Below are 20,396 nucleotides of genomic sequence, written 5' to 3'. Positions count from 1 at the left end.
CCTTTCCAGCTAAATATTCTTGTACAACTTTCATCTTAAATTCATAACTATATTTTGCCATTTAAAAACCGACCTCCCATCAGTTAGATTCTTAGGTCTAACTTTTGGGGGTCGGTTCAGAAAGCATTTCTTCAACAGCACCTTTAGTTATAAGTTGCCTTTTTCCATTTTCACTTTCAACTACTACTGACATCCTACGTCTTGTGAAATCAAAGGGAATCTCGTCTACTCTTTCATATATTTTTGTTGCTTCATTAAATCCTTTTTCATTACCGTATTCTATTACAGCAATATCTAACAAATTTTTTAATCCCGTTTGATAATAACTATTCAAGTATCCGTGTCTTAGAACTCTATCATTTTCATTGCCTAGTACATCTAAATGTGTTTCCAATATAATTTTATCTAAAGTTAAAGTCCCAGTTTTATCTGTACATAAAATGTCCATGGCACCAAAGTTTTGAATAGAGCTTAATCTTTTAACTACAATTTTACGTTTAGATAAAGATATAGCTCCCTTTGCAAGGTTGGTAGAAACTAAAGTTGGAAGCATCTCAGGAGTCAAGCCTACAGCTACTGAAATAGCAAATAGAAAGGCACTTAGCCAGTCTTTTTTTGTCAATCCATTTATTAAGAAAACTATAGGAACCATAATTAACATAAATCTTATTAGAAGAAAGCTGACGCTTTTAACACCCTCCTCAAAACTAGTTTGACCTCTGTCCTTAGTAAGAGATTCTGCAATAGTACCAAAATACGTTTGGTTTCCTGTCTGCAAAACTATACCTATTGCAGAACCACTAACAACTATGGTCCCCATTAAGGCAATATTTTCTAGATCAGCGATATTCTTATTTACATGTTTATCATTAATTTCTGAAAATTTCTCAACAGGTTCTGATTCACCTGTTAAGGAAGATTGACTGATGAACAAATCTTTGCAAGTAATAATTCTTAGGTCGGCTGGTATTAAATCTCCAGCTGCCAAATGAATAATATCTCCTGGAACTACATCAGATATATTGATTTCTCTTTTCCCCATAGTCTCTCTTTCAACAGCTGTCGTTGTAGGAACTAAATCCTTTAAATTATCTGCTGTTATTTGAGATTTATGTTCTTGAGAAAATTTAAGGATTACACTAACTAATATCATAGCGGAAATAATTATGATAGTAATCCAAGATTTTTGGCCAGACGGAGCAAAAACAATATCAGTAAAATAAGATACAAAAACTATAACTAATAATATTAAAATAAAAGGATCAATAAAGGAATTTAAAAGGTAGATATACCAAGGATTTCTTTTTTCAGAAATTATTTCGTTGTGTCCATAAAAGCTTAATCTGCTACTTGCTTCTATTTCAGATAAACCATTGATGGAGGAATCTAATTCTCTAAAAATAGTATCAATATTTTTTGAACTCATATCTTGTAGATTTTTATTAATATTTTCGTTACTATAAACTCTCTTCTTTCTCATAATTTACACCTCCAAAAAAGACAATACTAAATAATGGTTCAGTAAATAGTCTAACCATAAGTTAAATTTGTATTGAATTTTTAAATTTTAAAATAAATTTGGAAAAATTTTTTCAGAAAGGTTTTTTGAGGTATATGTAAAGAAAAGATAATTATTATAATATAATTATATGATGTCGATTATACATATACTTCAGCCTTCCTCTATATAAATACTACTCGGTCCAGAATCCATAAATTTACTCACCTCCAAAAAAATAATAATCCTCCACCAAAGCTTGAAGGGGAAGGATTTACTCTTCTCGTTCAAGTTTTGGCTTTATAAGGCGTTGAAATTGCATTAGGTTGAGCCTTGCGACAAAACCTGCTAACCAGTGCAGAGTGTTTCCACCCTTTTACGGCAGCAATCCATATCCTTATAGTAACCTCACCTACCGAGATTATTAAGTTCGTCTTTAAGCATATACTGTAAAAAAATAAATGTCAAGTGTTTTTATAAAATTTTTAATAATAAAAATCATAATCTTTAATTAAAAATCTCTCTACTATGGATTTAATATAATCCATGGTATTGTTTCTTGCATCATCATAGGAAATCTTATTATTTAATACTCTCTTCAGCATACCTTCAAAGATTAAAAGAGTCATATCATTTAATTTATCTGCTTCTTCAGAACGAATATAGCCTTCATTCACACATGCAAATACGGTAGTTTGCCCTCTCTCATTAATATCTGTCTTCAACAGCATAGTAGAAATATTTTTATCTGTGCTAACCATATCTTCTGGGAAAAGTCCATAATAATCAGCTACATAATCTTCAAAATGTTTTTCTAAATTTGGAAAGAAAATAGCATTGTAAATTTCTGGCTTATCATAGGCATAATCACAAAAACATTCCCAAACTTTAAGAAATCTATCCATAGCATTTTTCGCATCTTTTAAATATGTATCTAAAGCATGGGCATAATCTTTTATATATTTCATAGCTGCATAGAAAATTAAATGATCAAGATTTTCAAAATAATTATAAACTGTAGCACTATTATATCCAGCTCTATCAGCTACTTTTCTTAGGGTTACTCCATTAATTCCAACTTCATCTATTATTTCTTCAGTTGCATTAATAAAGTAAGACATTATTCTTTTCTTTTGTATTTGTTTCTTCATATATCCTACCACCAATTTTAAAATATTTATATCTAATTTATATTAGCACAAAAGTCCATATTCTACAAATAAATTATAATTACTAAATATTACGTTTATGGTTAATAAATCAATGTAGAATAGCACATAATAAGCTAAGTATTAAGTTTATCTATATTATTGAAAATATTTTAAAAATTATCTATAATTATGATTGAAATGTAATCATGGTTATGATAATATAATATTTAACAAAGATAATCATGATTAATTTAAAAGGAGTGAAGAGATGAAACTAGAAATTGGTAATTTCCAAGTAAAAGATGTTGTTTTTGGAGAGAAAACCATGTTTAATAATGGAATTCTATCCATAAATAAGGAAGAAGCTATGGCTTTTATCAAAGAAGATGAACACATTATAGATCTCGACATAGTAATAGCCAAGCCAGGTGAAAATACAAGAATAGTTCCAGTTAAAGAAGCTGTAGAACCAAGAATTCGTCCAGATGGTAGACCGGTATTTCCTGGGGTTACAGGAGATGTTGAAGCTACAGGTAATGGAAGAGTACATGCATTGAAAGGATGCAGTGTTTTAGGCGTAGGCATGCACTATGGTAGCTTTGGTGATGGATTAATCGATATGGGTGGAGAAGGAGCTAAGTACACTCTATTTTCCGAATTAATAAATATCTGTATAGTAGCGGACACAGATGAGGAGTTTGAAAGATTTGAGCAACAAAAGAAAAATAGAGCAATTAGATGGGCATCCCATAGATTTGCAGAATATTTAGGAAATACAGTAAAAGATTTAGAACCAGAAGAAGTTGAAACATTTGAATTAGAGCCAATAACTAAAAGATCAGAAGAAATAAATAAACTTCCATCAGTTGTATTAGTAATGCAACCTCAATCTCAAATGGAGGAATTAGGATATAATGATTTAGTATATGGATGGGATATGAATAAATATGTTCCTTCTTTTATGAATCCAAACGAAGTATTAGATGGAGCATTGATATCTGGTAGTTTCATGCCAGCATCATCAAAATGGGCAACTTATGACTTCCAAAATTTCCCTACTATTAAGGAATTATATAAAGAGCATGGAAAAAGCATTAACTTCTTAGGTGTTATCATGTCAAACTTAAACGTATCCCTAGAACAAAAGAAACGTTCAGCAATATTTGTAGCTCAAATGGCAAAGTCTTTAGGGGCTGATGGAGCAATAGTTACTGAAGAAGGATATGGAAATCCTGATGCAGATTATATTTTATGCCTTGCTGCATTAGAAGATGTAGGTGTGAAGACAGTAGGTATAAGTAATGAATGTACAGGTAGAGATGGAGCTTCCCAACCACTTGTTACATTAGATGAAAAAGCAAATGCACTAGTGTCTACAGGAAATGTTTCTCAATTAATAGAACTTCCTCCAGCTGATAAAGTAATAGGTGAATTACAAGCTTTAGCCAGAGATGGATTATCTGGAGGATGGGCATATGACGAAATATTAGGAGCTTCTGTTAGAGAAGATGGCTCAATTATTATGGAAAATAATGCAATGTTCTGTGGAGATAGAATAGCAGGTTGGTCAACTAAGACTATGAAAGAATTTTAGGAGGTGGAGAGATGAAAAAAGCAATTCATTATATAAATCAATTCTTTGCAGGTATTGGTGGAGAAGATACTGCTGATTATAAGCCAGAGATTAGAGAAGGATTAGTAGGACCATCTCTTGCTCTAAATAGTATGCTTGAGGCAGAAGTTACTCATACTATTATCTGTGGAGATAACTTTATGGGTTCTAATACAGATGAAGCAGTTGAAACTATATTAGGATTTTTAGAAGGTAAAGAATTTGATATATTTGTTGCTGGTCCAGCATTTCAAGCAGGTAGATATGGAGTGGCATGTGGAACTATCTGTAAAGCTGTTAAAGAAAAATTTAATGTTCCAGTTGTCACATCTATGAATGAGGAAAATCCTGGAGTAGAGATGTTTAAAAAAGATATGTATATTTTCGAAGGTGGAAAGTCAGCAGCAAAATTAAGAGATGATGTAAAAGCAATGGCTAACTTCGCAAATAAAATATTAAAAGGTGAGAAAACAGGTTCAGCTGATGAAGAAGGATTTTTCCCAAGGGGAATTAGAGCTCAAATGTGGTTAGAATCAAGAAAGACTGCTGCAGAAAGAGGCGTAGATATGTTGATTAAAAAATTAAACAATAAGCCTTTTGAAACAGAACTTCCAATACCAAAACAAGATAGAGTTCCTATAGCAGCGGCAATTGGAGATTTATCTAAAGCAAATATTGCAATGGTAACAACTGGTGGAATAGTACCAGTAGATAATCCAGATAGAATTCAATCCGCTTCTGCTACACGTTGGGGAAGATATGACATATCTAAGGATGAAAGATTAGAGTCAGGAGTATATAAAACTATCCATGCTGGATTTGACCCTGCAGCAGCAGATGCAGATCCAAATGTTATTATGCCAATAGACGCAATGAAGGCATATCTAAAGGAAGGAAAAATAGGTAAACTTCATGACTATTTCTATAGCACTGTAGGAACTGGAACGACTCAAGCTGAAGCAGCTAGAATGGGCAAAGAAATAGTTGAAAAATTAAAAGAAGATAATGTAGATGGAGTTATTATGACATCCACCTGAGGTACTTGTACACGTTGCGGTGCAACAATGGTAAAAGAAATTGAAAGAGCGGGTATACCAGTAGTTCAAATGTGTAATTTAATACCTGTAGCAACAACAGTAGGCTCAAACAAGATAGTACCTACAATATCTATTCCATATCCACTAGGAGATCCAGCGACATCTAAAGAACAACAATGGAAACTTAGATATCATAGAGTTGGTGTAGCACTAGATGCTTTAACAGAAGATGTTAAGGAACAAACAGTATTTAAGGTAAAAATTTAAATAAACAGTAGGGGTGTATAAACACCCCTATAAATTCACCTCTAAATTACTCTGAAATGGGAGGAATTATAATGAATAAAACAAAGCAAAAAGATAATACGGTTTTTTATATATCTCTTGCACTATCTATAGCTATAGTTTTATGGGGAATAGTTGCACAGGAGAATTTCTCAAATTTTGCAAACTCATTACTTAATTTCCTAACAACTAATTTTGGATGGTCTTATTTAATATCTATGTTCATCTTTGTTGTATTCGCCATTATATTAGCATTTAGTAAATATGGAGATATTAAACTAGGGCCAGATGATTCAAAGCCAGAATATAGTACGACTTCCTGGTTTGGAATGTTATTTGGAGCTGGGATGGGTATAGGTCTTGTGTTTTGGGGTGTAGCTGAACCCATATCACATTTTGTAAATCCAGCTCCAGGAATTGAATCAGGAACCTTACAAGCAGCAAATTTTGCTATGAAATCATCCTTTATGCACTGGGGATTCCATCCTTGGGCTAATTACAGTATTATAGGTCTTGCCCTAGCATATTTTCAATTTAGAAAGAATAAGCCGGGTTTAATTAGTAGTATTTTCATACCATTATTAGGTGAGGAAAAGGTTAATGGACCTATTGGAAAATTAATAGATATACTTGCAGTATTTGCAACAGTTGCAGGAGTAGCAACATCTTTAGGACTCGGTACATTACAGATTAATAGTGGTTTAAACTTTTTATTTAATATTCCAGAGACTAAATTAGTTCAGATAGGCATAATTGCAGTAATTACAATTCTATATATTTGGACAGCAGTTAGTGGAATAGATAAAGGTATAAAACTATTAGGAGATATAAATTTAGTGTTGGCATTTGGACTTCTTATACTTACTATCATAATAGGACCTACACTAAAGGTAATAAATTCGTTCACTAATGGATTAGGTCAATATATTAATAGCTTTATAAGTGATAGTCTTCATGTTGAAGCATTTGGTGATAATAGTTGGTTAAATTCATGGACAATATTTTATTGGGCATGGTGGATAGCATGGGCTCCATTTGTAGGTACGTTTATCGCACGTATTTCAAAAGGTAGGACTATTAGAGAATTCATAGGAGGAGTTATACTTGCACCTGCTGTAGTATCAGTTGTTTGGTTTGCAGCATTTGGCTCAATGGGTATAAATTTAGTTGATAAAATTGGAGTTGAAGGATTAGCTGCAGCGGCAAGTAATCCATCTACAGCTTTATTCCAAGTATTTAGCAATTATCCCTTAAGTACGGTGTTATCATTAATTACAGTAGTATTATTGGGCACTTTCTTTATTACATCAGCAAACTCAGCTACATTTGTACTAGGAATGTTATCTTCAGGAGGAGATTTAAATCCTACTGCTAAAAAACAATTCATTTGGGGAGTGGTTCAAGCTCTGCTAGCAACATCTTTATTGCTTGCAGGAGGACTAGAGGCATTGCAGACTGCTTCAGTAGCAGCAGCATTTCCTTTTATATTCGTAATGCTATTTGCTATTGTATCTTTGATGAAGGCTTTAAAACAAGAAATATAAATAATGGAGGGCCCCGTAAGGGACCCTCCTCTTATATCTATAGGAAAGTTTTAACTTAAAACTTTCCTATAGATGAATTTTATATAAATGGCAAATAATTGTTATTTTTATCCTTAAAAGGTCTAGATATTATATTTTCTAAAATCTTAAGTCCCTCAACTATTTCATCATTATTTATTGCTCCAAAACTAAGTCTTATATAATTAGAATAAATAGACTCATCAACAAAGAAAACTTTTCCAGGTACAATTGCTAGATTGTTTTCAGTACATTCCTTATAAAGTTCTAAAACATCTATCTCTTTAGGTAATTTGAGCCAAATACTAAGACCACCATTAGGCTTTACATAAGATATTCCATAGTTATTTAATTTATCTAGCTCTCTAGTCATAATATTATATTTTTCAGAGTACACTCTTTTAATTTTTTCTATATGAGATTTCCAATAACCTTTTCTTAAGTACAAATCAAATGCTCTTTGAAGATATCCAGATGAGGATACATCTGTAGTATGTTTAGCTTTTATAATTTCCTTAAACAATTTATTAGGTAATGTAATAAATCCAATACGGACCCCGGGCATAAATATTTTTGAGAAAGATTTAATGAAAATAATTTGATTATGTTTATCCATAGATTTTAAGGTGGACTTTTTATCATTATCATCAAAAGATAGATCTGTTAAGAAATCGTCCTCTATTATATAAAATTCATGTTCCTTTGATAAAAATAGAAGCTCTTTCTTTTTGTCATCACTATATGAGTATGTGGTGGGGCTTTGATAGTTAGTCATCATATATAGGAATTTTGGACTATACCTTTTTACATAAGATTTTAATAAATCAATATCTATGCCATCTTCGTTCATAGGTATTCCAATAATCTTAGCACCTCTAGATTTAAATGCAGATAATGCACCAGAATATGTTGGATTTTCAACTAATATACAATCTCCATGATTAATCAAAGTCTTTGATATTATATCTAGACCTTGTTGACCGCCAGAAGTGATTAATATTTGATCCTTATCTACTTTGGTACCGTAATTTTTCACCAAAAATTTAGATATGGATTCTCTAAGTGGTTCATATCCTATTATCTCTGGATATAAAAAAGCTTGGCCTCCATCCCTATCTAAAACTTCTACTAAGGCTTGTTTAAACTCTTCTATTGGAAATAAATCTGGTGTAGGAGACATAGAAGCAAAATTAATACTATCTTTTGATACGGGAAGTATACCAGATACCATTAGTTCCATATCACCTTCTTCTAAATAAGGCATATCGTCGGAAATTGGTAATTTTTTTATATAAGTTCCACTTCCTTTAATTGAATATACATAACCTTCCTTCTCTAATAGCTTATAAGCACTAACTACAGTTACATTGTTTACCCCCAGTGATTTTGCAAGACTACGGATAGAAGGTAACTTTTCCTTTTCCAATTGATTTTCCTCTATTAATACTTTAAAATTTTCATAGAGTTGGATATATAAAGGAGTATCTATATCCTTATTTAAAATAAATTTATTCATAGGTATCCTCCTTAAATGTATGGATACATTTATTATAACAGATTTTATATTAGAATAAACTATAAACAATAAAATAATCCCACAATCGCGGGATTATTCTATTACAACCTCAACCTTAGTGCCATCTTCACTATCTACTTCCACAATTTTGCCAGTCTCTCCATTTTTGATAGCTGCAAATATTTCTTCCATATCATCTTCAGTCAAACCAGCCTCTTTAAACTCGGGGGAAAATTTTCCAGCTAATTTAACTCCTATATTGATAAGGGAAATAGGTAAAGTTACATTTACTTTAGTAGAATCTTCTGGATCAAAGACTCTTACTTTTAGCCATTTGGCCTTAGTACTAAGATTAGTATTATTTGAAGCAATATCATTATTATCTAGAGCATCTAGTAGTTTAACGCCTTCTTCAGTTGTGATTTTTCCTTCTTTAACCATTGTTAAGATTTGCATTTTTTCTCCTCCTAACATTATCATCACTCCCTAATATATTTTTATTGAACCATTTGACGTAGAAGCGATAAAATTTAAATGCTCCCTATTTTCATCAAAATTAACACTATGAGCTATTATCTTTTTGAAACCTAAATTAGCTTGCTTATTAAGTTTATATACTATATTTGGAACATCAAGGGTGATATTACCCATAGAAGTTTCCAGATCAAAATAACTATCATTGTTAGCTTCATAAATCTCAGAGCTAATTGAGCCATTAGAAGTCATTAGTTTTATCTCTTTAGCTCTATCTACATCTATGTCATCACAGGTAATTTTACCATTAGAAGTAATTAGATGAATTATATCACAAGTAATATCTTCTGCCTCAATTGAGGCATTGGAGGTTTTACATATTATTTTTCGGGCATCAATATCGTTGATACCTATTTTAGCATTGGCTGTTTTAGCATCGATTTCAGAACAGTGTACATCCATTAAAAATATATTAGAATTTGTAGTAGCTGCTTTAATGATATCTGAACTAGTATCTCTACATTCAATTCGTCCATTTTTAGTTGTTAAATCAATTTCATTACTATTTATTTCTACAACATCAATAGAGGAATTTGTAGTTATACATCGTAATGTGTGCATACTTAATTCTTCTATATCTATCTTCCCATTACTAGAATTTAGTATGATTTCATTATAATGTTTTTCTGGTAAAGAAACATCTAGCTTAATCGATATATTGCTATTATATTTTGGAGTAAATATTACTTTATCTCCATCCATATAAAAATCAAAATAAGGTTCATTTTGTGAAATTATCCCATTTTTATATTGACAAGTAGACTTAATAAAAAGTTTGTCTTCATCATTTGACCTTAAACGTATATTTCCATTAACAGCTTTTAAATCTAAGCTTGGATTTTCAATATGAGATATATCCATATCTAAATCTGTGGTAATGGTTTCATAATTACCCATAAAACTAAATGAATTACCCATGTCTTTTAGGCTGTCAAACATAGTTGATAATGCATTACCAATATCAGTGCCGATATCCTCTAAAGTATTAAATATTGGTTTTGAAAATTTTCTGTCTTTGAATCTGTCGTCTTTTTCTTCTTTGAACTCATTATTTTCCCTAGGTATTTCCATATCTTCTAATGCTTCCATAAGCTTAATAGCTTCTTCAGATGTTATCTTACCTTCTTCAAGCATTGATAAAATCATCATTTTTTCCTCTTTCACCTGAACCCCTCCTATTCTTCACCTTGAAGCAGCCTAAGGGCTTCTTCAGATGTTATTTCACCACTATTTAATTTCTTCAAGATTTCCTTCTTATCAACCGTAGGTTCTGTATATTTAGGACTGTATCCTAGGGCTTCAATTACATTTTCAAGCCTTCCTCTAACAGTAGGGTAGGATATTCCTAATTCTTTTTCTATTTCCTTTATATTTCCTCTGCTCTTTATAAACACTTCAACGAAATTTTTCTGCTCATTAGTAAGTTTGCAAAATTTACAAAGTGTGAAATTGCCTTCTATATGAGTATGACATTTATGGCAACTAAGTTTTGTTACATAAAGCTCTTCACCACATACGGGACATTTACCTATTACTTCTCTTTTCATATTTTCATCCTTTCCTTTAAATTATAGAAATCTTCACCATTGTTCCATCGCCAGTAGATATATCAACTAAATCAAAACTACTCTGGGATTTTAATTCATAAATTAAATCTTTTAACATTCTATAGTCCAATTGTTTTAAAAAAAATTTTGCATCATCATCTAAGTCATCCATATTTATTATAGCCGTATCTTTGAATTTAAGTGCTATAGAAAATAAGACAGTGATAAACCAAAACGGAATACTAGGTAATCTTAATCTAAAATTACTTTTCGAATCAACAACTTTAATTTTTATTCTAGAAGTCATATAAGTACCTCCAAATTTTGAATATATTTCTATATTCAAAATAATTTACTTGTTAATATCATAATAGTATTAATTATTAAATATGTCAATATAAATATTAATAATATTAATAAATAAATTAAAAATATTAATATATGTTTTTAAATTTTAGAAATCTAATAAATTTATTGAAAAAATAAAAGTATAATAGCAATAATTGTTAAATTGTTATACAATTTGAGTATATGATATAATAAATTAAGATAATAACTACTGATTTAAGGAGCGGTTATATGGAAGAAAATAAGAAATCAAGTCTTAAAGGCTTTAAAATATTTATTATGGTATTCCTTATATTAAGTATATTTTTATTAAGAGAAGAAAATCAAAAACGATTGGCTAAAATTTTAGATTTCATTGGAGGCAAAGAAAAGGTTTTAAAGTTAGTTAACTCTTTCGAAAATGAAGACGATATACAAAATATAAATATATATAATGAAACAGTTGTAAAATATAATAATAACAAAATATCTTTTATGGAAACCGATGGTACACTTATTATGGAAAAGGAATTTAATTTCGAAGATCCATTTGTTCATTACGGAGATAAACATATTTATGTAATGGACAAGTCTACTGGTGACATTTATTCTTTTGATAAGGATGGAAAAACTATAGATAAGTTGCAATTTGGTGAGGAGATATTTAATTTAAAGGAAAGTCACCAGAACCTTATTTATCACATAAAAAATTCAGATGTGGAAAGTATAAAGATATTAGATAAAGATAGAGTAGTGTTTGGAAATTATTCATATGAGGATAAGAATATTCTTACTTGTGTTTCAAATATAAATGGAACAAGAGCTGCTATATCCTTATTAAATCTAAATGAAGGAATATTAAAATCACAAATAGAATATTATGGTGAAAATAAGGAAAAGTTAGGTTCACTAGATATTGAAGGAGAAATAGTGGTATATCTTAATTTTACATCGAAGAATGAGATTATTGCACTAAGTGATCGTTCTCTATACTTCATTAAAGATGATAAAATAATGTGGAAAAAAGAATTTGATTTAATGAAAGATATTTATCTTGGAAAAGATAAAATTTATATTTTATATAGTAATTACTTAGAGACCATAGATTTCAATGGAAATACAGAAGAAAAAATTGGATTTACAGAGGATTATAAGAAAATATTGCCATTTGAACAAAGGTTTTTACTCTATGGAGACGATAATATAGTTATAGTAGAAGGAAAAAAGGAGATATTAAAACATAATGATAATATAATTGAAGTATTTACTTCCAAAGATCAGATACTAATATGGGGACCAGAAGAAATAAAGACATATAGCATATCAAATAAAAAATAAGGTGAAAGATGTCTAATTATGGGTATATTCATTAGTATAATGAGTAATTAAATGGGAGGGGTAAAATGACTAGAAAAAATTATTCTTTAGGTGTAATATTAATATTTATAGGTTTAATGTTTTTACTTATGAATTTAAGTCTACTTACTTTTGATTGGCTATTATTTATATTGGCAGTAGGACTAATAGTATGGGATCTAATAAAAGGTAATATGGTCTATTTAATAGCAGGTTTACTTCTCCTTGGAATATCATCTGTAGCTCTTATAGATGAATACTTATTTACAGCTATTAGTGTAAAATCCTTTATATATCAATTGACATTTGGTATCATATCTTTAGTACTATATGGAAAGCATGGAAATAAAGGTTTTCTAATATTAGGAACTTTACTATCTGCAATGAGTATTAACAGTTTAATTGAGGAAACGGCTACAACTGATGTAAGCTGGACAAGGTTTTTATTGTTTGCTATTGCTTTCTTTATTGCATATGTTATAGGATATAGAAAAGAAAACATAGATTGGCCAAGAAATATATCTGTTATAATGTTAATTGCTTCTGCTATATCTTTATTAGGGTCTAAGGATTTATTAAAAATTGGATTTTGGAAATTTATATCATATTTAGTGCCTGCTGTCATTATATTGTTTGGAATTAAAATAATATATAGTGGAATAAAGGAATCAAGATAATCCCAGAACAACGGGATTTTCTTTCTTATAATGAATAGGAAAGTTCTACTTTTGTATTTTTATTTTAAGAACCTGACATAAATGAGTTTTAAGCAGATTGCCGAAATCTTTGATTTCGTGCAAGGCCGCTTATACAGTGGTCGATAAAAGCTACCTCTAATGCTTTATAGGAAGCTTTTGCTATTAATTATATCTATACTAAATAAAAATATATAACATTTATAAATAGTTTTATGGTCAATATATAAAACTAGTATAATATAATTAATTGAAAATATAGGAGGAATAATAATGAGAATAGAAGTAGATGCAAGAGGACAAGTATGTCCAAAACCAGTTATAATGACAAAAAAGGAATTAGATAATTTATCTAGTGGAATAGTAACTACTATTGTAGATAATGAAGTAGCTAAAGATAATGTTTCAAAACTAGCTGCATCCTATGGATATAGCTTTATAATTGATAAAGGAAAAGAAAATGAATATTACATTCATATTACTAAAGGCGGTATAGGAGAGGAACCAAATTCAAATGTATGTATTCCAGATACATTTAAGGATTTAACTATTGCTATTGGTTCAGATAAGATGGGTGTTGGCGGAGAAGAATTAGGTAAGATTTTAATGAAGAGTTTTATCTATACAGTGAAAGAAACTACCCCTTGGCCGGCAACTATAGTTTTCTTTAATTCAGGAGTTTATTTAACTTGTGAAGGTTCAGAAGTTCTAGAGGATTTAAAAGCACTGGCTAATGAAGGTGTTGAAATTATATCCTGTGGAACATGTTTAGATTATTATAATATAAAGGATAAGCTTCAAGCTGGAGAAATAGGAAATATGTATAGCATATATGAAAAAATGAGAAATGCAAATAATACCATAAACATTGGATAGGAGACAGCAATGAGAAAAGAGACTTACGGAGTAACTACCTACAAATCTACTCATCACACAATACAGGCAGAAGGAGTATTTAAGGAAAAAGGAATAAGTTTTAGAACTATACCTACGCCTAGAGAAATTACAGTTAGCTGTGGATTAGCTATTATTTTTGCACTAGATGATCTTCCTAAGGTAAAGGAAATGGTAAATAGTGATGAAATAAATATAGATGGCATATATAAGTATACTAAGGATGGACAAAAGAGTAGTGCTGAAAGGATAATATGATATTGAGGTTGATTATATGGAAAAGATCAGACATATAACAAATACTATCAGGTATTTTACTGATGATTACTTGAAAACTAGTAATGGACAGTTGAATATTTTAGGAAAATTATTGAAGATATTGATAATAATAATAGCAATAAAGATAGTTATCTCCTTAACTAATAAACTTATAGATAAAGCTCTAAGAAATAAAAAAGGAAATAATATTTTTATAAGTAATAGGAGAGCAAATACCATCGGTGAAGTACTAAAAAAGATTGTTAAGTATGTCTTATACTTCATAGGTATAATGATGATTTTAGAAATGTTCAACGTCAATACTACATCAATATTAGCTACAGCAGGGATCGGGGGATTAGCTATAGGTTTTGGCGCTCAATCCTTAGTTAAAGATATTATCACTGGATTCTTTATTTTATTTGAAGATCAATATGCTGTAGGAGATTATGTTAAAATAGAATCTTTAGAAGGCACTGTGGAGGAATTAGGTTTAAGAGTTACAAAGCTTAGAGATTTTTCTGGAGATTTGCATATAATTCCTAATGGAAGAGTTCAGGTTGTAACAAATAAAACTAGAGGAGCCATGCGGGCATTAGTAGATATATCTGTGACATATGAAGAAAATATAGATAGGGTAGTTAAGATACTGGAAAAGGTTTGTGCAGATATTAAATCTAGTAATGATGCTATATTAGATGGACCTACTATATTAGGCATTACTGACTTAGGAGAATCTAGTGTATCAATTACAATTATAGCTAAGACTAAGCCCATGGAACAATGGGCTGTGGAGAGAGAGATTAGGAAAAAGGTAAAAGAAATCTTCCATAGGGAAAATATTGATATACCTTATCCAAGAAGAGTAATATTTGGAGGTAAAGAGGAATGATATTAAAATATGAAGTTGGAGATGTAATAACTTTAAAAAAAGGGCATCCCTGTGGAGAAAACAAATGGGAAATCCTACGAACTGGTGCAGATATAAAGCTCAAATGCTTGGGATGTGACAGACAAATTTGGATACCTAGAATAGACTTTGATAAACGAATTAGAAAGATTTTAGTAGATGATAAGTGGATTAGTATAGTTCATTACAAGGGGAAAGAGAATGAAGAAGATTAAATAGTATAAAAACAAACTATACAATATAATTGTGTAGTTTGTTTTTTAGAATATATATTAGTAAATAATAATGAGATAGGTCATAATTAAAGTGTAGAAAATCCTTATTTGACTTATTTGAATTGACAAACAATATAAAATATGATTTTATATTATTATATATAATATTTACATAGATATTTTACTTAAAATTAGGAGGAGAGAAATGGGAGATGAATCTGGGGCCCCGATAGCAGGACAATTGCTTTTAATTTTGGTATTGACACTATTAAATGCTTTTTTTGCTGCATCGGAGATGGCAATGGTATCAGTTGATAAGAAAAGGTTAAACATCCAAGCAGAAGAGGGTAACAAGAAGGCAAAAATGTTAATAGAAATTTTAAATGAGCCTTCAAGATTTTTATCTACAATACAGGTAGGAATCACATTTGCAGGATTTTTCTCATCTGCATCTGCAGCTGTAGGAATCTCAGATGATTTTGGAAAATTATTAGAAAGTATTGGATTACCTTTTGCGAAGGATATTGCTTTTGTATTAGTAACGTTAATACTGTCGTACATCACTCTTGTATTTGGGGAGCTTGTGCCAAAGAGAATAGCTCTTCAAAACGCAGAAAAATTTTCAATGTTTGCAATTAAAACTATAAGTATAGTAGCTAAGATAATGAGTCCTTTTGTTACTTTTTTATCTTTTTCTACGAATACAATCATGCGTATTTTTGGAATTAGTACTGTTGGTGTAGAGGAAAAGATTACATTAGAAGAGATTCGTTCAATGGTAGAAGTAGGGCAAGAGCAGGGTGTAATTAACCCTATAGAACGAGAGATGATAAATAGTGTAATTGGCTTTGATGATAAATTAGCAGAAGAGATTATGACTGCTAGAACTGAAGTTTTTATGATTGACCTAGAGGACCCGATAGAGGAATATCTTAGTGAATTATTAGAACTTAAATATTCTAGAATCCCTGTATATGAAGGGGATGTAGACGATATACTAGGTATACTCTATATTAAAGATTTCCTACTAGAAGCATATAAAGTTGGATTTAATAATGTAGATATTAGAAAGATTCTTCGTCCAGCATATTTTATACCTGAACGTAAGAATATTAATGATTTATTTAACGAGCTTCAAAGTAAAAGAAAGCATATGGCTATTTTGATAGACGAATATGGTGGGTTTTCAGGAATCGTCACTATGGAAGATTTGATTGAAGAAATAGTGGGAGACATAGATGATGAATACGACCATGATGAACCAGACATTAGAAAAATAGACGATATGACTTTCATAGCTAAGGGAGCAATATCGATTAAAGAGTTGAACAGTAATCTTGGTACAAAATTAGATGAGGATTCAGAAGATTATGATACCCTTGGAGGTTTGTTAATAGATATAATAGGTTATATACCTGATGATGGTGAAAAGGTAATTGTTGAATATGAAAATATTGAATTTCATATAGAAGAAATTAACGAAAAAAGAGTACAAATGGTACGTATAATGCTTACAAAAACAGAAGAGAATTGTTTTCAAGAAGAAAAATAATTATAATTAGTCAGGTACAATATTAATGTTGAAGTACCTGACTTTTTGGTATATTAAGCTAAAGGAAGGTGTCTTAATGGATATTAAATCGAAACATATGAAGAATGCTATATTTTTAATTTCTTTTGCAATTATATTGATGTGGTTATTAGAAAATATTTCAGTAGTATGGATGGCAATATCTAAGATGTTTGCAATATTTTCTCCATTTATAATAGGATTTGCAATGGCAGTTGTACTTAATAATCCAATGAAATTTATTGAGACAAGGTTATTTGGGAATAAGGGAGTATTTAGAAAAACAAAAGAAAAATTTAAGCGACCAGTAAGCTATTTACTTACACTACTTATATTTATAGCTATTATTTTTATTGTCTCATTTATTATAGTTCCAGAACTAGTTAGTACAGCTCAAGATTTGGCTGAAAAATTTCCTTCCTATTGGGCTAACTTACAAGTCTTTATAAAGGAAAATCTTGAAAGTAATAAACAAATAGTTGAGTGGGTAAATAATATAAATATCGACTGGGAAACTATTGAAGAAAATATTATATCATTTTTTAAAAGCAGCGCTTTGGACTGGGTTAGTTCTACATTTACATTTGCATCTTCAATAATAAATGGAATTGTTAAATTTGCATTAGCCTTTATATTTTCTATATATATTTTATTACAAAAGGAAACTTTAATTAGACAAGCAAAAAAATTCATAATTGCATTTTTTCCAGAAAAAGTTGCCAATAGAATATTTTATATTGGGAATTTATCAAATAATATATTTTCAAGTTTTCTAACGGGTCAATTATTAGAAGCCTTAATAATAGGCGGATTATTCTTTATTTCAATGAATATATTTGGATTCCCTTATGCTCTTATGATAAGCATAATTATAGCTATAACTGCGCTTATTCCAATGATTGGTGCCTTTATAGGATGTGCAGTAGGCGTTTTTTTAATTTTAGTTGTAGATACCAAAATGGCATTTTGGTTCATAATAATGTTCTTGATAATCCAACAAATAGAGGGAAATCTTATATATCCACATGTTGTTGGCAAGGCATCAGGTCTTCCGTCTATATGGATACTTGTTGCTGTAACAGTAGGAGGAAGCTTATTTGGAGTATTAGGAATATTGCTATTTATTCCAATCGGTTCAATAATATATACATTATTAAGTGAATCTATAAACTACAGATTAAAACTGAAAAAAGTGAAAAAAATATAGCGTTATAAATAATAATAACCGTCCAAATTAACTTGGCGGTTATTATTGCTAGAATCCATATTTTATTATACCAATTATTAGTAAATGTAAGGGATAAAATATATAGAATATCCATTTAGAATTTTTACTTCCTCCAGGTTTTCCATTATATTGTTTAAGAATAGGAATAGCTAAGAGTATTCCTATTTGGAATATCTGATAATACCAATTGTTATTATTGCTAGTAAACATTAAAAAAGGACTAATTATTATAGGACTTGCTATAGCAATAAAATTCCATATTTGTTTTTTAAAATTATTAGCATTTATTCCGAAAAATAATATCCATAGAACTGCAATAAAACTCCAGTCACCTGGGGTCGCTATAATACAGAGACCAAATATTAGAATCATTTTTATTGTTTTGCTTAATTTTTCATCGTTCCAAACTATAAGAGATATTAATCCGAGAAAAAGAGTATACATAACAGAGGTTTGAAGCTTAAATTGAATGCCATTGTCGAAGGTAATAGGTAATTGACCATTCATAAAGTAATAAAATGGAATATGTGAAATAATAGCAAAAATCCCTAATCTCAAGGTATACTTTTTCAAATTACTAGTATGATGATAGCCTTCTGCTATAAAATAGCACATAATAGGTGCTGTAAGTCTACCAATCAAATGCATTATTTGACCTAAAACACTGCCTATTGGAACAAATGCCCAAGCCATATGGTCAATAAGCATTGCAAAAATAGCAATCATTTTTAGATTATAACCTGACAATCCAGTCTTATTAGGCTCTGTAATTAAATCTCTCATGCTAAAATCCTCCTAGTAATATAATAATTTGATTTTATAACATTTACTTATAGCAAACAAGGTCAAAATAAAATAAATGTAAAAAATTTATCTATTTTCGCAATATTCCCAATAGATGAACTTTGTGTTTTTTCCCTCAAATTGTATTAAAATGTTAGACAATTGCATAATTAAATAGTAAACTATAATTAAGGTTATAAGCGAAACCTAAATTTAATGGAGGTGCGTGTGATGTCATTAAACTATGCAAAGCGTATGGACAACATCAAGGCTTCAGAAATTAGAGAATTGTTAAAATTAACTCAACAACCTAATATTATTTCATTTGCTGGTGGTATGCCAGCCCCAGAATCATTTCCAATAGAAGAATTCATAAAAATTGGAAGACAGGTTTTAGAGAATACAGGAGCTCAAGCATTGCAATATGGGCCGACTGAAGGTTATCAACCACTTAGGGAAGCTATAGCAAAAAGAATGGCAAAAGTAAAGGTAGATGTTAAGGCTGAAAACATATTAGTGACTAGTGGGTCCCAGCAAGGACTTGATTTTGTGGCTAAGATATTTATTAATCCAGGCGACATCATAGTTTGCGAAAGCCCTACATACCTAGGTGCTATCAATGCATTTAAGGCTTATGAACCAAAATTTATAGAAGTATCTACAGACAAAGATGGTATGAATATGGAAGAGTTAGAAGAAGTGCTTAAGAGTAATGATAATATTAAATTTATTTATGTTATTCCAGATTTCCAAAACCCATCAGGCAAGACTTGGTCTGTAGAGAGAAGAATTAAATTAGTAGAATTAGCAAATAAATATAATGTTGCAGTAGTTGAAGATAATCCATATGGAGAATTAAGATTCGAAGGTGAAATCCTACCAGCAGTTAAACATTTTGATACAGAGGGAAGAGTAGCTTTCTTAGGTACTTTTTCAAAAATTCTTTGCCCTGGTTTAAGACTTGGATGGGTAGCAGCTGCACCAGAATTTTTAAGCAAATTTATACTTGTGAAACAAGGAGCTGACCTTCAGTCAAGTACTATTTCACAAATGGAAGCAGCAAAATTCTTAGAACTTTATAATATAGATGAACATATTCAAAAAATAATTGATATATATAGAAAAAGAAGAGATGTAATGATGAAAACCATAGAAGAAGAATTTCCAGAAGGCGTTAGTTATACCTATCCTGAGGGAGGATTATTTACATGGGTAGTGCTACCTGAATATATGAATGCTAGAGAATTAGCATTAAAGGCTTTAGAACAAAATGTTGCATATGTTCCAGGTGGATCTTTCTTCCCGAATGGTGGAAATGAAAATACCTTTAGATTAAATTATTCAAACATGGATGAAGAAAGAATAGTCGAGGGTATCAAGAGACTTGGAAAAGTAATAAAAGATGCTATAAGATAGTT

At 30.3% G+C, this 20,396-nt stretch carries 20 protein-coding genes and 1 riboswitch; of the genes, 12 read left to right on the top strand and 8 right to left on the bottom strand.

Annotated elements, in window-relative coordinates; all coding sequences use genetic code 11:
- Positions 1–97: 97 nt before the first annotated feature.
- Together KQI38_RS08550 and KQI38_RS08545 are read right to left on the bottom strand one after the other, a co-directional pair.
- Entirely contained in the window at positions 98–1,480 is a 1,383-nt protein-coding gene (locus KQI38_RS08550; RefSeq protein ID WP_216558141.1) for an HAD-IC family P-type ATPase, read from the bottom strand.
- Positions 1,481–1,770: 290 nt separating this feature from the next.
- Positions 1,771–1,925: riboswitch (M-box (ykoK) riboswitch) on the bottom strand.
- A gap of 58 nt (positions 1,926–1,983) precedes the next feature.
- A complete protein-coding gene (locus KQI38_RS08545; protein ID WP_216558138.1) occupies positions 1,984–2,649 on the bottom strand; it encodes a TetR/AcrR family transcriptional regulator in 666 nt (221 codons plus the stop codon).
- 268 nt (positions 2,650–2,917) lie between these two features.
- Here KQI38_RS08545 and KQI38_RS08540 point away from each other — a divergent pair, with 268 nt between their 5' ends.
- The 3 genes from KQI38_RS08540 (at position 2,918) to KQI38_RS08525 (ending at position 7,127) form a co-directional block, all read left to right on the top strand.
- Positions 2,918–4,243, top strand: coding sequence for a glycine/sarcosine/betaine reductase component B subunit (locus KQI38_RS08540; protein ID WP_216558135.1), 1,326 nt, complete (start codon positions 2,918–2,920; stop codon positions 4,241–4,243).
- Between the two features lie 11 nt (positions 4,244–4,254).
- On the top strand, positions 4,255–5,565 hold the full coding sequence (gene grdH / locus KQI38_RS08535) for a betaine reductase selenoprotein B (RefSeq protein WP_246565711.1): 1,311 nt from the start codon (positions 4,255–4,257) through the stop codon (positions 5,563–5,565).
- Positions 5,566–5,636: 71 nt separating this feature from the next.
- Complete coding sequence (locus KQI38_RS08525; protein ID WP_216558129.1) at positions 5,637–7,127, top strand: glycine betaine uptake BCCT transporter; 1,491 nt, start codon at positions 5,637–5,639, stop codon at positions 7,125–7,127.
- Positions 7,128–7,206: 79 nt separating this feature from the next.
- On the opposite strand, the gene pdxR is transcribed toward KQI38_RS08525, so the two are convergent.
- From pdxR to KQI38_RS08500, 5 genes are all read right to left on the bottom strand, one after another.
- Complete coding sequence (pdxR, locus tag KQI38_RS08520; protein WP_216558126.1) at positions 7,207–8,661, bottom strand: MocR-like pyridoxine biosynthesis transcription factor PdxR; 1,455 nt, start codon at positions 8,659–8,661, stop codon at positions 7,207–7,209.
- A 93-nt stretch (positions 8,662–8,754) separates the two neighbouring features.
- Positions 8,755–9,117, bottom strand: a complete 363-nt coding sequence (locus KQI38_RS08515) for an SHOCT-like domain-containing protein (RefSeq protein ID WP_235601176.1) — start codon at positions 9,115–9,117, stop codon at positions 8,755–8,757.
- Positions 9,118–9,147: 30 nt separating this feature from the next.
- Complete coding sequence (locus KQI38_RS22615; RefSeq protein WP_216558120.1) at positions 9,148–10,359, bottom strand: DUF4097 family beta strand repeat-containing protein; 1,212 nt, start codon at positions 10,357–10,359, stop codon at positions 9,148–9,150.
- 11 nt (positions 10,360–10,370) lie between these two features.
- A complete protein-coding gene (locus tag KQI38_RS08505) occupies positions 10,371–10,742 on the bottom strand; it encodes a DUF2089 domain-containing protein (RefSeq protein WP_216558117.1) in 372 nt (123 codons plus the stop codon).
- 16 nt (positions 10,743–10,758) lie between these two features.
- Positions 10,759–11,049: a hypothetical protein gene (locus tag KQI38_RS08500; protein WP_216558114.1), complete on the bottom strand. Its 291-nt coding sequence runs from the start codon at positions 11,047–11,049 to the stop codon at positions 10,759–10,761.
- A gap of 272 nt (positions 11,050–11,321) precedes the next feature.
- Between KQI38_RS08500 and KQI38_RS08495 the strand changes: the two genes are divergently transcribed.
- The 8 genes from KQI38_RS08495 (at position 11,322) to KQI38_RS08460 (ending at position 18,174) form a co-directional block, all read left to right on the top strand.
- On the top strand, positions 11,322–12,407 hold the full coding sequence (locus KQI38_RS08495) for a DUF5711 family protein (RefSeq protein WP_216558111.1): 1,086 nt from the start codon (positions 11,322–11,324) through the stop codon (positions 12,405–12,407).
- 65 nt (positions 12,408–12,472) lie between these two features.
- Entirely contained in the window at positions 12,473–13,102 is a 630-nt protein-coding gene (locus tag KQI38_RS08490) for a hypothetical protein (protein ID WP_216558108.1), read from the top strand.
- 291 nt (positions 13,103–13,393) lie between these two features.
- On the top strand, positions 13,394–13,996 hold the full coding sequence (yedF, locus tag KQI38_RS08485) for a sulfurtransferase-like selenium metabolism protein YedF (protein WP_094898660.1): 603 nt from the start codon (positions 13,394–13,396) through the stop codon (positions 13,994–13,996).
- 9 nt (positions 13,997–14,005) lie between these two features.
- Positions 14,006–14,272, top strand: a complete 267-nt coding sequence (locus tag KQI38_RS08480) for a putative Se/S carrier protein (protein ID WP_216558106.1) — start codon at positions 14,006–14,008, stop codon at positions 14,270–14,272.
- 16 nt (positions 14,273–14,288) lie between these two features.
- On the top strand, positions 14,289–15,164 hold the full coding sequence (locus KQI38_RS08475) for a mechanosensitive ion channel family protein (protein ID WP_216558103.1): 876 nt from the start codon (positions 14,289–14,291) through the stop codon (positions 15,162–15,164).
- Positions 15,164–15,397, top strand: coding sequence for a DUF951 domain-containing protein (locus tag KQI38_RS08470; RefSeq protein WP_216558155.1), 234 nt, complete (start codon positions 15,164–15,166; stop codon positions 15,395–15,397). The genes KQI38_RS08475 and KQI38_RS08470 overlap by 1 nt, the downstream gene beginning before the upstream one ends.
- A 205-nt stretch (positions 15,398–15,602) precedes the next feature.
- Positions 15,603–16,949, top strand: a complete 1,347-nt coding sequence (locus tag KQI38_RS08465; RefSeq protein WP_216558100.1) for a hemolysin family protein — start codon at positions 15,603–15,605, stop codon at positions 16,947–16,949.
- A 76-nt stretch (positions 16,950–17,025) separates the two neighbouring features.
- A complete protein-coding gene (locus tag KQI38_RS08460; protein ID WP_216558098.1) occupies positions 17,026–18,174 on the top strand; it encodes an AI-2E family transporter in 1,149 nt (382 codons plus the stop codon).
- A 48-nt stretch (positions 18,175–18,222) separates the two neighbouring features.
- Here KQI38_RS08460 and KQI38_RS08455 read toward each other — a convergent pair whose 3' ends face one another.
- Positions 18,223–18,978, bottom strand: a complete 756-nt coding sequence (locus KQI38_RS08455) for a TraX family protein (protein ID WP_216558095.1) — start codon at positions 18,976–18,978, stop codon at positions 18,223–18,225.
- 231 nt (positions 18,979–19,209) lie between these two features.
- Between KQI38_RS08455 and KQI38_RS08450 the strand changes: the two genes are divergently transcribed.
- On the top strand, positions 19,210–20,394 hold the full coding sequence (locus KQI38_RS08450) for an aminotransferase-like domain-containing protein (RefSeq protein ID WP_216558092.1): 1,185 nt from the start codon (positions 19,210–19,212) through the stop codon (positions 20,392–20,394).
- The last annotated feature ends 2 nt before the right edge of the window (positions 20,395–20,396 follow it).

Source organism: Tissierella carlieri (assembly GCF_018917285.1).
GTDB lineage: Bacteria > Bacillota > Clostridia > Tissierellales > Tissierellaceae > Tissierella > Tissierella carlieri.
This window is presented reverse-complemented; position numbering and strand designations above follow the sequence as displayed.